At 36.2% G+C, this 12,745-nt stretch carries 13 protein-coding genes; 3 read left to right on the top strand and 10 right to left on the bottom strand.

The annotated features are described in order from the left end of the window. Positions 1–225 precede the first annotated feature (225 nt). A complete protein-coding gene (locus C9J42_RS08800; protein WP_107208534.1) occupies positions 226–1,509 on the top strand; it encodes a winged helix-turn-helix domain-containing protein in 1,284 nt (427 codons plus the stop codon). A 35-nt stretch (positions 1,510–1,544) separates the two neighbouring features. Here C9J42_RS08800 and C9J42_RS08795 read toward each other — a convergent pair whose 3' ends face one another. The 8 genes from C9J42_RS08795 to cobU form a co-directional block, all read right to left on the bottom strand. After that, on the bottom strand, positions 1,545–1,994 hold the full coding sequence (locus tag C9J42_RS08795; RefSeq protein ID WP_107208533.1) for an NfeD family protein: 450 nt from the start codon (positions 1,992–1,994) through the stop codon (positions 1,545–1,547). Continuing rightward, positions 1,991–2,920 carry an SPFH domain-containing protein gene (locus C9J42_RS08790; RefSeq protein WP_107208532.1) on the bottom strand — a complete coding sequence of 310 codons (930 nt, stop codon included), beginning with the start codon at positions 2,918–2,920 and terminating at the stop codon, positions 1,991–1,993. Before C9J42_RS08790 ends, C9J42_RS08795 begins: the two co-directional genes overlap by 4 nt. Before the next feature lie 189 nt (positions 2,921–3,109). Then, positions 3,110–3,385, bottom strand: coding sequence for a hypothetical protein (locus C9J42_RS08785; protein WP_105062330.1), 276 nt, complete (start codon positions 3,383–3,385; stop codon positions 3,110–3,112). A gap of 506 nt (positions 3,386–3,891) precedes the next feature. Beyond that, entirely contained in the window at positions 3,892–4,497 is a 606-nt protein-coding gene (locus C9J42_RS08780) for a histidine phosphatase family protein (RefSeq protein ID WP_107208531.1), read from the bottom strand. Between the two features lie 325 nt (positions 4,498–4,822). Next, the gene (locus C9J42_RS08775; protein ID WP_107208530.1) at positions 4,823–5,302 is read right to left on the bottom strand and encodes a hypothetical protein; all 480 of its coding nucleotides are present in this window, start codon (positions 5,300–5,302) and stop codon (positions 4,823–4,825) included. Between the two features lie 729 nt (positions 5,303–6,031). Then, entirely contained in the window at positions 6,032–7,498 is a 1,467-nt protein-coding gene (locus C9J42_RS08770; RefSeq protein ID WP_107291086.1) for a cobyric acid synthase, read from the bottom strand. 35 nt (positions 7,499–7,533) lie between these two features. Beyond that, positions 7,534–8,160 carry a histidine phosphatase family protein gene (locus C9J42_RS08765; RefSeq protein ID WP_107247160.1) on the bottom strand — a complete coding sequence of 209 codons (627 nt, stop codon included), beginning with the start codon at positions 8,158–8,160 and terminating at the stop codon, positions 7,534–7,536. A gap of 15 nt (positions 8,161–8,175) precedes the next feature. Then, positions 8,176–8,730, bottom strand: a complete 555-nt coding sequence (gene cobU / locus C9J42_RS08760; RefSeq protein ID WP_107301905.1) for a bifunctional adenosylcobinamide kinase/adenosylcobinamide-phosphate guanylyltransferase — start codon at positions 8,728–8,730, stop codon at positions 8,176–8,178. 258 nt (positions 8,731–8,988) lie between these two features. Between cobU and C9J42_RS08755 the strand changes: the two genes are divergently transcribed. Further along, positions 8,989–10,092, top strand: a complete 1,104-nt coding sequence (locus C9J42_RS08755; RefSeq protein WP_107247159.1) for a nucleotidyltransferase family protein — start codon at positions 8,989–8,991, stop codon at positions 10,090–10,092. A gap of 90 nt (positions 10,093–10,182) precedes the next feature. Here the strand turns inward: C9J42_RS08755 and C9J42_RS08750 are convergent, their stop codons facing one another. Then, positions 10,183–10,638 carry a helix-hairpin-helix domain-containing protein gene (locus C9J42_RS08750; RefSeq protein WP_107208525.1) on the bottom strand — a complete coding sequence of 152 codons (456 nt, stop codon included), beginning with the start codon at positions 10,636–10,638 and terminating at the stop codon, positions 10,183–10,185. A 380-nt stretch (positions 10,639–11,018) separates the two neighbouring features. Here C9J42_RS08750 and C9J42_RS08745 point away from each other — a divergent pair, with 380 nt between their 5' ends. Beyond that, positions 11,019–11,828, top strand: a complete 810-nt coding sequence (locus C9J42_RS08745; protein ID WP_107208524.1) for an alpha/beta fold hydrolase — start codon at positions 11,019–11,021, stop codon at positions 11,826–11,828. Between the two features lie 93 nt (positions 11,829–11,921). Here C9J42_RS08745 and C9J42_RS08740 read toward each other — a convergent pair whose 3' ends face one another. After that, positions 11,922–12,740, bottom strand: a complete 819-nt coding sequence (locus C9J42_RS08740) for an alpha/beta fold hydrolase (protein ID WP_107208523.1) — start codon at positions 12,738–12,740, stop codon at positions 11,922–11,924. Positions 12,741–12,745 lie beyond the last annotated feature (5 nt).

Below are 12,745 nucleotides of genomic sequence, written 5' to 3'. Positions count from 1 at the left end.
GAATAAGCATAACATCAATTTATAAAATGATATTCAACGCCTCAATTTGTCTTTTTGACTGCTGATATTATTTTCATTTTACTAATCATACTCTACGGTTAAATCCCCTCTTAATTAAAAAGTTGCAACAATTTAAAATGCTCAATGCAAACTTAATGCAGCAGTTTTACATAACTTCGTGATATTATACAAAATTGAATGATTTCAATAGTTAGAGGTTCATGGATGCCAAATACTGAGCAGATAAGATTCCAGACAAATGTGTGTTATGTAGAGAGCCAAGGCGTTCTTAAAACACCAGAATCTACGCTCAAGTTAAACTTATCTGAGCAATACATTTTATCGTATCTCATAGATAATTATGGTAAACCCGTAACAAAAAATGAACTCTTAAATGTAGGTTGGCCCGATCGCATTGTAACTGAAGCTTCTTTATTTCAAGTCATTCGCGCTCTACGTGTGAAGCTGAATGAAGAAAAAAAAGGTGATGTAATAGAAACATTGCCACGTGTCGGTTATCAAATTCGAGAATTCACTCGAGAGACGGTTGATTTATCAGACTCTCAACGTTTATCTCCATTAAAGAAAATCGGAAAAAAAACAATCGCTCTTTCCGCCATTAGTTTAGTGGTGATCATAAGTGGAATCGCTTGGATGAAATATCCTTATTCTGGATCGCCAAAATACTATTTAATTGATAAAGATCGAGTTGGTAGCAATGATTTTACTTATATAGCGTCAAATGCTGAAGATCTCGCAGATCTACGGGGTAAAGTAAAAGAGATTATTAATCAACAAGTTAATAAGTTCGGTTCAATTACGACTAAAAATCAACGAGTCTATCTTTATAAGACAGATAGTTTTTATTCTGCGGCATGGTGCACTGTAGACAGCAATAAAGTTTGTAAAAAGAATAGTGATTTTAGCTATAAAATAGTACCAAATGAGTGGTCGACATTTGCTGATATTGTCGTTAACAATAAAAAGAACTATCACGGTACACCGATTATTCATACTGAGAATACGCAAGAACCAACGTCAATTGCCTACACGTCATATATTGATAAATCAGGTATTCAATCAAAGGTTACGCATCTCTTTCTTACTCCAACAAATAAAAACGGCATCTTTAATTATTCAATGATGTCTTTTATTCAAGAGAAAGAGAGTGGCATGTTTCACCCTCTCTCTATCAGCGCAGCCAAAGCAATATTGTATGATAAAGGTTCTCAATTTTTGAAAACGGTAAAAATTGAACCTGAAATGTTTCACTGGTCTTATCAACCAAGTGTAAATTTTGATGAAAAGAAATCACTCGCTTTAAAGCATAGTAGTTTAGTTGAACAAGGTTTTCAAAATAATAAACCTTTTTTTAGTTACTTAGTGTACGAGCAACCTCATCTAGTATTAATGCTTGATAATACAACAGGATTTGTCTGGAATAACACCAGTGAAGCAAATCCTTATGCGATTTTTTCATACTCTTCATCAAGCTCAACAAATAAATAACTAAATGCGCAGTACTCTGTACTGCGCATTTTTTATTATGAAGGTTTTACAATTAAGGTTATTCCTTCTACATCAACGACCACAACCTTCTGCCCTTCAACTAAATCAACGTCTGTTTTAACACTCCATGTGGTATCACCAAGTTGCAATCGGCCATTTCCAGCATTCATTGCTTTTTCTACTGTAATAATTTGACCAATCAATTGAGCGCCACGTTGATTTAATTTTGAAACAGAGGCATCCGTTTTGTCTTTTTTATGCTGGTATCTCCACCATAACCAAGTGGTAAATAGCGCAAATACTGCAAAACAAACCCACTGTAAGGGCCATGAAACAGGTAACATTATTAATAAGACGCCGACTAGAACAGCTGAAATACCAAGCCATAATAAATACCCAGCAGTGCCAAGTAGTTCAAGTAGCAATAACACTAAGCCTAATGCTATCCAATGCCAGAAATTCATTTGTTCTAGTAAGTCGATCATGCATTCCCACCTTTATCTGTTTTATTACCCCATAACTCGGCAATACCGGCAACAGAACCCATCAAGCCCGTGGTTTCTAATGGCATCATGATGACTTTACCATTCTCAGACTGCCCTATCGCTTTTAGTGCTTCCGTATAGCCTTGCGCGACAAAGTAATTAATTGCTTTAACATCACCATTCGCTATTGCATCTGATACCATTTTCGTTGCTTTGGCTTCAGCTTCAGCTTCACGTTCTCTCGCTTCTGCTTGCAGAATCACTGACTGTTTTTCACCTTCAGCTTTTAAAATTTCTGATTGCTTTTGTCCTTCAGCACGGAGAATTTGAGCTTGGCGCACACCTTCAGCTTCCAAAATTTCAGCACGTTTGTTTCGTTCAGCTTTCATCTGCGCGTTCATTGCTGCGGTTAAATCTGTAGGCGGTTGTACGTCTTTTATTTCAATACGAGTGATCTTAATACCCCACGGATTGGTTGCTTGATCGACAATTGTGAGTAGGCGGCTATTAATGGTATCTCGTTGCGATAACATTTCATCAAGCTCCATAGAGCCCAACACCGTACGCATATTCGTTAACGTTAGATTACGAATAGCGAGTTCAAGATCTGATACTTCATATGCTGCTTTTGCCGCATCGAACACTTGAATAAAACAAACTGCATCAATTGTTACTGAAGCATTATCACGAGAAATAACTTCTTGCGCAGGAATATCTAACACTCGCTCCATCATATTCACTTTATTACCGACTTTATCAATAAAAGGAATAATCAAATTTAGACCTGGACGAAGTGTTTTGGTATAGCGTCCAAAACGTTCTACTGTCCATTCAGATCCCTGAGTAACAGTTTTAACACAGGATGCAATAATGACTATCGCAACAAAAATAAATATAGCAATGGTGATTAACGAATCGTATGGCATAGCGTCTCTCCCTAATAAGCGTTAAAGCATTGTACCATCGGGGTAAGTAAATATGCATCAACACACAAGAAATGAGACATAGTTAAAACAGAACAGTAAATCGTAGTTGACCAGAAAAAGAAAACGCCAAATGAATAAACATTTGGCGTTTAATTAAGTACTTATTGTGTATTGGTGATTGCTACATAATTAGCATTTACGCATAGTTACATCTTCAAACTCACCATCAATCACTGTATGTGCTGATTGTTGACGGTAATCCGTGTCAACTTTGCGATCTCGTCCAGCAAAACCTTCACTAAAAGTACGCTCTTCAAATTGAACACCTTCTGATGCTAATTTGCGTTTAATAAATGGTTTTGCAATTAATGCCACGACGCCCATTAAAAGAGCCATTATCGCAGCAAAAGAAACAGTAAATAATCCAATAACTACAGCAACAAAACCAGTAAGTAAATTTTTCATGGCTAAGCCTCTCTCTATAAAATTTAGATAGAACAATAGTTAACTCACTTGTTACTATTTTCTTTCTAAACTGATCTGCACTCTCTCGTAGCAGTTATTTTTAGCTTACAACTAAATTAACTGACTGAAGATGAACCGAAGATGAACATATAACCTATTGTTCACAATCTACGTATTCTCTAACGAAAACTGAAACTTACAAAAGACCGTTAGTGATAATACAAACTATAAAGAGCCTGTTTCTATATAAGGTGGGAGGTAGGACTATGGAATACCTACAACAATGAGTCAGCTCCGATCTCATCGAACCTTAATCCCGCCATGTCGGCGATGTCCTAACTTAACGTCACCGCAAGTTAGGTCGGCACAACCCGTGATAAGCCAGATTATAGTCGCTGATTACTATTATTCTCTGCACTCCCTGCTTCAAGCCGTCGCCTAAAGCTTTAAAACTATAACACTTTAAAATTTATAAAAGCAATAATAAACAGCGAGTACGTGTTGTTTTACACAGCTTCCACTGATACTTCACACTGTATGCGGCTAATCTTATGATCTGCTAATAAAAAAAATGCATTTTGTGGTAAATCTTGCTCAAAGGTTTCACTGTAGCTCATGGCAGCATATACCCCTCTGAACACTGCACCTGTTAGACCATGTGAAACAACGATAAGATGATCAGGAATTAAGTCATCATGTAAAAAATCTTTAATTCGATGAACAACTGATTCATATGATTCACAATTTGGTGCTGAGAGATACCAATCACGATGATTCAATAGCTTCGGATTATTCTGAACTAAATCAGGAATAAAACATTTTTCCCAGTCACCTAAACTAAACTCTTTTAAGCGCTCATCAGTCGTTATTAAATTGCTATCTATTCCTAACTCTTCACAGACTATTTTGGCTGTTTCTATCGCTCTGCCAAGTGGACTGCAATAAACAGCCCAATGCTTTTTATTACCAATTTTTAGATTGATAGATGAGCCAATCATAGATGCTTGTTCTTTTCCTAATTCCGTCAAGCCTGAGTTACAATGTCCTTGTAAGCGTTGTTGAGCGTTAAACGTTGTTTGACCATGGCGTAATAGATAAATGCTTTTTGACATTGTATTCCCCTTGCGATAAGAAGAAATTACACCACTTACTACCTTACGACAAGTTGAATAGCCTTTTAATAGCAAAAAGGCATACATCAAGCCTTAACATAATGAACACAATGGGAATGGCTTGGTTTACAGGAACAAGAACGAATCAATAGTCTAACTGTTCTAAATTAAAAGTATCGTCTATATAGATCAAGACAACTCCTCCTTGAGGATAGTCACAACTCAGATTGCTAAATCGACTACGTGCATGTGTGCAGAAGGAGAAAGGAAAGAGAGGGAGAATAGTGAGTAAACCTTCTCCCATACATATGGTATAGCTATATATTTAGCGGCTCATCCAAATATCACTGAAGCGCTGTGTTGATATATGAAAAAACAAATCATCTTTTTGCTTATAAACATTAACAAATGTTTTTTCTATATCTACAAATTCTGTATTTCTAAATTGAGATACAACAAAGGTTAAATCATTATTAGTTTTAGGTGTATAAGCCCAGTAATTCAAATTGTCTTCATTTCTCTTACAATGCTTTTCCATCTCAATTTTCTTGCCATTAATGAGCATGGATACGGTACCATTAAGACCTTGAATATTGCATTGACTTAAAAAACGCTCAAAGCCATTATTGTTATACTTCGCTTTGTAGAGTTTAAAGAATAACTTTTTTCCACCGAGTTCTGGTGGCGTGATCAATGCAGATAAAACGTAATGTCCGTCAATACTTGATGAGTTCCAATCCTCTGCTTTCACATTTAATGAACACATCATCATTAATAAAGATGCGATACATAACAGCTTACTCATATTATTCCTTTAACATCAATAACAGCCACAATAAAAGAAGAACGTTCTTTTTAATCAGTTTAACAGCAATGTTATGCGTCATCAAAAGAATCATTGGCCCCATTAAAGCTAAACATGAAATTTTTATACATACTTTCTGTATTTTATTACCAACCTGTAAGGTAATTAATATTATGAATAGACATTGAACTGTATGAATCTGGGATTTATATCACTTTAATCTTCAGTCAATATTACTATTACATACTTAAATTTGCCCCTTATCGCAAAATGGCCAATTAAAATTTCATTTAATTTATGAGAGATTAACCGCACAAAATAACAACTAAGTAATCAAATTACTTGCTTAATTGTGAATCCTTTTCAGATTTCTCAATAGTATAACCCCATGTTAAGACTAGTAATATATTGACAACGATAATACTAAATTCTCTATAAAAATAATTATTGTCAACTCCACTGCCTTTAAATGAAGGGATTTAATACCGCAGTTAAACCACTACTTGATGTTATATTTTTACATATATCCAATAAGTACCACGCCTGTCAATAAACTACATACTTAGCTTTTCCATTTTTTATGTCAATAGAATAAAAAAAGTACGTATTAAATATTATAAATACTTAGATTACTTGATATAACTTAATGATAGCGTTTGTATATACCGCGTATTCCAGTCATAGAAAACCAATATAATATATTAATAACTATCTTTTTGATTCGACTAACTAAAACCCTAAGTTATTTAAGTCTAAATACTGCTCTACTGCATCTGCAATTATGTTAATCCCATCTTCTTTCGTTTGTTGAAAATCAGAAGTTCGGATATCTGTTAAACCAGCCCAAGCTAAGATTTCATTACAAGCCGATTGCAGCTCAAAGATCCCATGTAAATACGTACCAAAAACTTGATTATCTACACCTAACATACCATCCACTCCATCGGTGAGTTTAATAGGCGCATCTTGCTCTGTTTCAACAGACGTAACCCCCGCATGGATCTCGTAGCCTGTGACAGCAACGGTATTATTCGCGGTTAATGTTAAAGAGCCAGAAACTTGCTTAAGTTGCTTATGCTGCTTAATTTCAGTCGTTATAGGTAAATACCCAAGCCCTTGTGTATTTCCACTTTTCCCTTCAATACCATAAGGATCTGAAATTGACTCTCCAAGCATTTGATAACCGCCACATATTCCCATCACTTTGCCACCGAAACGCAAATGACGTTGTATCTGTTTATCCCAATGTTGAGATCGTAGATAATCTAGATCGCTGCGCACACTTTTAGAACCCGGTAAAATAATTAAATCAGCAGGGGGGATCGCTTGTCCTTTACCAATAAATTGTAAGTTAACCTGTGGGTGCATCCGCAACGGATCAAAATCGGTATGATTACTTATACGTGGAAACACGGGCACTATAACCGTAATAGCATTATCTTCTGCATCGATTTGTTGAACGTTAATGGCATCTTCAGCCTCTAGCATTAGACCATGCAGATAAGGCAACACACCAATAACCGGTTTACCTGTTTTTTTCTCAAGCCAATCAAGCCCTGATTCTAATAATTTAATATCTCCTCTAAATCTATTTATAACAAAGCCTTTCACTCGCGCTTGTTCAGATTTAGATAACAGAGCTAATGTGCCATAGAGATGCGCAAATACTCCTCCTCTGTCTATATCAGCAACAATAATCACAGGGACATCCGCTTCTTCAGCAAAGCCCATGTTGGCAACATCATTTTCACGAAGATTTATTTCAGCAGGACTACCAGCGCCTTCTATGATTACCGCATCATATTCTTCCGTCAGCCGCTGGAAAGATTCTAATATAGGCTTCATAACAACTTTCTTATAGCTGTTATAGCCAATCGCATTCATATCTTCCAACACCTTACCCTGAACAATTACTTGGGCTCCAATATCCGTATTGGGTTTTAATAACACTGGATTCATATGAACGGTGGGCTCAATACCACAAGCGAAAGCTTGTACGGCTTGTGCTCGACCAATTTCGCCGCCATCTTTCGTTACAGCACTATTAAGCGCCATATTTTGTGATTTAAATGGCGCAACACGAATGCCTTTACGCGCAAGTACACGACATATTCCAGCGACAAGCACACTTTTCCCTGCATCTGATGTTGTGCCTTGAACCATTAATGTCCGTGTTGTATTCGCTATTTTATCCATGTTTTGTTTTATTAAATCCTGTAAAGATATTGCAATTAATCACAAAATGGCGGCCATTGTAGCTGAGGCCAATCTTGTTGATTATCATGATAGACAGTAATGCGCATTCTGGCGGCATAAGGTAAATGAATGCGATGAAGGTAGGTGTTATTACGTGGCATTTCTAGTAACAGACGTAACAGCTGACGCATAACGCCAGAATGCGTAACCAATAAGATTTTTTTTCCTTTATGCTGTGTTAATAAATCTTGCCAAGCTCGCTTTATCCGAATATCAAACTGCTCTAGCGTTTCGCCATTATGTGGCGCTGTTCCGTCTTCACAAACGTGCCAGGGATCGTGCCAATAATGGTCAATATTATCCCCAAGTTGTTCAACTAACTGCTGACGCGTTAACCCATCCCAATCTCCAAAATCCATTTCTCGCCAACTATCACTATGCAAAACATTAATCATGAATTTATGTGCCATAAAATCAGCAAATGAAGAGCAACGTTGTAATGAGGAGCTTACAATACAATCAAGGTCTTTGAGATTTTCGATGGCCACCTTCATTTGCTCAAAACCTTGTTCAGTTAGTACAAAATCAGTGTGGCCTCGTAAACAATTATCACCTTCAGGTAAACCATGCCGTAGAATATCTATTTGGGTTATCTTTGCCATTAGATCCTCATCCTTTTATACAACGCTTAACGTCGGGCCTTTTAATACTTGTGGTATACCAGCAGTTACAAATATTACCCGTGCAGATTGTTTCGCAATCGCTTGATGCAGCCAACCACTCTCATCGACAAATCGACGAGAAACTTCACCTAGCGGCACTATTCCTTGCCCTACTTCATTACTCACTAAAATGATATGCCCTTTTGCTTCACTAATAGCGTGTAGAAAGTCTGTTTTTGCCTGTTGCCATGAATGGTTACCAATAGGTTGAAATAAGCAGTTATTTAACCATAACGTTAAACAATCGATCAGTAAGCATGTCTGATTGTTACTATGTTCACGAATAATATTTGCCAAATCATAAGGCTCTTCAATCAGTATCCACTTAGAAGGACGTTGCTGTTTATGAATTAGAATGCGTTCAGCCATTTCATTATCACAAGCGGTTGCTGTTGCTACATATTTAACAACCAAGCCAGATTGTTCTGCGAGCTGTTCCGCTAAACGACTCTTACCAGAACGTGCACCACCCAAGATCAATTCTGTACCCAGCAACGGCTTTACATGCATAATAAACCTATTAATTATATAAAATACAGAATGTTAACTTATTAATACCATGCTGTATTGTGGCATTTCACAGTTATGAACATGGATAGAAAATATTTACAGTCACCAAATTTCAAACGGCAGCAATAGAAGCCAAAAGTGTCTTAATTTCAAGATTGCCTAGCAATAAAAATTCTCTTTCATTATGAGTAAATTTGATTTTTATTATTAAAGACTAATACTTAGACTATGAATTAAACAATCTATTAGGAAGAAATTATGGCTTCTCAACAAGTACGACTGGTTGATGTGTTGAGACTTCCAACGGTTTTGCTTTCCTTAGATTCAAGATCTCTCTACCAAATTATTACGGAAGCTCGATATTTATCATTACTAGGACAATTAAAAAAAACCTGTGAACGTAATGAAATTTGGCAAGATCTTCCTCTTTTCTTCCAGCAACAGCTAATTTCAGGCTTTCATAGTTATGAAAAACAAAAGCAATCATTAGAATTTGAACATCAGGAGTTAACCAAACAGTTTCAAGGTATATTACCGTCATGGCGCTATATTCGCGGTAGCGCATTACAACTTTCTGAAGTTGAGGCATTTTCAGGTAGGATTAAAAACAATATTGAGATATTAATTTCTAAGTCATTTGTAGAAGCTGTTTTACAACGGTTGTTAAATAATGGATGGCGTTATAAATATATAACCGACTACGAGGAAACTTTCTATTGTCGTTGGTCTCAGCAAACGACGCCGTTAGTTCATAAAGAAAGACGAACTGAGTTAGCTATTCATTATCATTTATTACCTAAAACACTAACCCATAAATTAAAAGAAGCACCTTTACTTCACCATCATATATCTCCCAGTATTGCCCTACCAGCAACGCTTTTATCTCCTGAGGCTATGGTACTTCATCAGGCTATTATGCTCTTTAATCAAGTTGATTTTCATCATGGCTTACGTGATATATACGACTTAAATTTACAATTTCAGCATTATGGACAACAGCGATTATTCTGGCATAACTTAATTCAACTTCACCAGCAAATTGGAAAAGATAACAGCCTGTATCTTGCACTTTCGTTATGTCAAAAATTATTCGATTTACCGATTCCTAGCAACATGCAAGAATATTTAAATCAATCACAATTCCAGCGTACAATTTTCTGGCTTTATAAAGATAGATTTACTGAAGTTATCAATCATGCTTTTCCAAAACACCAAAACTCTAATTACCATTTTGCAGTTAAATCATTACGCTTTCGTGGCCGTTTAAAACGTATGCCTATTTATGCAATTGTGCCGCACATTATTAAACGGAGTGTGCTTAATTTGATGCCACATGAGGAAGATGAAGAAATCATTTACTAATGCATTTCTCTTTAATCAAAAAACCTCTTAAGCACTTTCAACCAATAAGTAGCCTAGTGTGTTTAAGAGGCTTTATAGCGAAGATCTACTTTAGAACTTTAAGTATTTCTTCATTTTACCGACGCTTTTTTCGCCAAGCCCTGTGACCTTTTCTAAATCTTTACTACTTTTGAATTTTCCATTCTTTTTGCGGTAGTCAACAATCGCTTTTGCTTTTGCTTCACCAATACCAGGAAGTGATGCTGCAAGCTCTGAGGCTGAAGCAGTGTTCACATTAACGGCTTTAAGTTGCTTTTTAACTTCTGTTTTTGACTTTGTCGTGGACGCTTTTTTACTATCAGTTACTTTAGATGAAGATATCTTTTTTGCTTTATCTGCTTCTTTTTTCGCAGACTTCTTCACCTTGGTAATACAATCCATTTTTTTCTGCTTATCTGCCTTATATTTGGTTTCACATTTCTTGATAAGCTTAGTGGTATCGGTTGTAGCAGCCTGAGATGCAAATGGCACAATGAACGCAAGTGTTAATAATAATTTTTTAAACATTAGAAAACTCCTTTATAGATAATCCAGTGTAGATTAAAGACGATTGATACAAAAAAATAAAATAAAACATCATAAAGCGTTTAAACCATCGTTTTTATTCACCTTTACGGCTTAAACCATCAGTAAAGACTCTCACTTTCTTTTATTTATAGATTTATCCATATGTTTTTAAAGTGATTTTTATATCTAGTAAAGAAAACATAGCATGTAGTTTAATTTGTGTTCAATGTAGTGTTGGGTTATGCGATCTTGTTAGAATTATTACAATTATTCATTACTAAGTGGCTACCTTTGGCTATAAGATAGCTATCTTGTGGTCAGGTGAGCTAATAAATAACACCATGCTATGATTCACGCTTCTTGCGTATAAAGGACTTTTGATGACAGACAACATGCTTTTTTATAAAACCTACCCGCACCCAAGCAGTAATGAATGGGTAGTGTTTGTGCATGGTGCCGGTGGCAGTTCAGCAATTTGGTACAAACAGATTAAAGCGTATAAACAACACTTTAATTTGTTACTTCTCGATCTACGTGGTCATGGTAAATCCAATAACATGTTCAAAGACATGATCGCTAATCCCTATACCTTTAAAAGTGTGACGAAAGATATCGTTCATGTACTTAATCACTTGAAGATTCAATCAGCACACTTTGTCGGAATATCTCTGGGCACAATCATTATTCGTAACTTAGCAGAGATAGCACCAGACAGAGTTAAAACGATGATTTTAGGTGGCGCAGTAACACGTTTAAACACTCGTTCTCAAATTTTAGTGAAACTAGGTAATATGTGTAAGCACATTATTCCTTATATGTGGTTATATCGTTTATTTGCCTATGTTGTTATGCCGCAAAAAAATCAACGCGAGTCTCGACATTTATTCGTCAGAGAAGCGAAAAAGTTGTGTCAAAATGAATTTAAGCGATGGTTTAAACTGGCAACAGAAGTAAACCCCATCATGAAGTATTTTAAAGAAAAAGAACTGTCGATACCGACATTGTATTTGATGGGGGCAAATGACTATATGTTTATCAAGCCAGTAAAAGAGATGGTTCAACGACATAAATTTAGTTTTTTGACTGAATTAAAAGATTGCGGGCACGTTTGCAACGTAGAAAGACCGGATGATTTTAATCAACACTCGATCGAATTTATTAAACAACATAAAGCCAGTTATACGGCTTAACATTCTATTGTAAAAAAGGCATAACGCTGCTTAATGATCTTTTTCTAGATCTTTAAGTGCACGTTATGCCATTTTTTTCTGTTTATTTATTAATTAGCGTTCAATGTGCTTAGCTAAGAAAGCTTCAAGTTGCTTGGTTACAAATTCAGGTTGTTCCAAGTTACTAATATGCCCAGCCTCTGGGATCAATACATATTCGCTATCTTTGATCTCATCATGCATCAACTGCGCTTCTAGTGGCGGACGTGGATTATCTTCCATACCTGATAAAATCAAAGTAGGTGCTTTAAGTTGCGCTATATCGTCAAACGTATCTCGACGACCAAACACCATTTTACCCACTTGTGCAATGGCTACTGCTTTATCACCTTTCAGAGATACTAAATGTTGTCTAAAACTATCAACAAGCTCTGGCGTATATTGCTCGGCTTGACGACGGAAAAATAAAGGAACAACACTATCAATAATTGCCTCAGGAATAGCCTGCTGCTCAATAATTGTATTTAACATTGCAAAGTATTTAGCATGTAATACTTCAGGCTCGTAACCTAAAAAAGTATCCATCAATACTAATGCTGTAACACGTTGAGGTACTTTTATGGCAAGCTCTGCTCCCCACATGCCTCCCACTGATAAACCAATAAGCGAAAAGTTATCTATCTTAAGGTGATCAAGTAGTGCAATAACATCATCAGCGTAATCACGCAGCGTACGTGTTTTTTCAGGTGCAGCATCAGCCTGACCATGTGCCCATAACTCAGGCACGATACAACGATAATGCTGACTCAATGCCTCTATTTGTGGTTGCCACATTTTGCTGTCCCACAAATAGCTATGGCCCAAAACGAGTACAGGGCCTCTACCTTGATCTAAATACGTTAATTTACGATCTTCAATTACATAACTTTGCATGCATA

This window comes from Photobacterium sp. GB-56, from assembly GCF_003026105.1.
In the GTDB taxonomy this organism is placed as follows: Bacteria; Pseudomonadota; Gammaproteobacteria; order Enterobacterales; family Vibrionaceae; genus Photobacterium.
Note: the sequence above shows the minus strand (reverse complement) of the source record. Positions and strands in the feature narration are given on the sequence as shown.

Coding starts and splice junctions, on each gene's coding strand:
- C9J42_RS08800 (WP_107208534.1), top strand. CDS start 226: ATGCCAAATACTGAGCAGATAAGATTCCAGACAAATGTGTGTTATGTA.
- C9J42_RS08795 (WP_107208533.1), bottom strand. CDS start 1,994: ATGATCGACTTACTAGAACAAATGAATTTCTGGCATTGGATAGCATTA.
- C9J42_RS08790 (WP_107208532.1), bottom strand. CDS start 2,920: ATGCCATACGATTCGTTAATCACCATTGCTATATTTATTTTTGTTGCG.
- C9J42_RS08785 (WP_105062330.1), bottom strand. CDS start 3,385: ATGAAAAATTTACTTACTGGTTTTGTTGCTGTAGTTATTGGATTATTT.
- C9J42_RS08780 (WP_107208531.1), bottom strand. CDS start 4,497: ATGTCAAAAAGCATTTATCTATTACGCCATGGTCAAACAACGTTTAAC.
- C9J42_RS08775 (WP_107208530.1), bottom strand. CDS start 5,302: ATGAGTAAGCTGTTATGTATCGCATCTTTATTAATGATGATGTGTTCA.
- C9J42_RS08770 (WP_107291086.1), bottom strand. CDS start 7,498: ATGGATAAAATAGCGAATACAACACGGACATTAATGGTTCAAGGCACA.
- C9J42_RS08765 (WP_107247160.1), bottom strand. CDS start 8,160: ATGGCAAAGATAACCCAAATAGATATTCTACGGCATGGTTTACCTGAA.
- cobU (WP_107301905.1), bottom strand. CDS start 8,730: ATGCATGTAAAGCCGTTGCTGGGTACAGAATTGATCTTGGGTGGTGCA.
- C9J42_RS08755 (WP_107247159.1), top strand. CDS start 8,989: ATGGCTTCTCAACAAGTACGACTGGTTGATGTGTTGAGACTTCCAACG.
- C9J42_RS08750 (WP_107208525.1), bottom strand. CDS start 10,638: ATGTTTAAAAAATTATTATTAACACTTGCGTTCATTGTGCCATTTGCA.
- C9J42_RS08745 (WP_107208524.1), top strand. CDS start 11,019: ATGACAGACAACATGCTTTTTTATAAAACCTACCCGCACCCAAGCAGT.
- C9J42_RS08740 (WP_107208523.1), bottom strand. CDS start 12,740: ATGCAAAGTTATGTAATTGAAGATCGTAAATTAACGTATTTAGATCAA.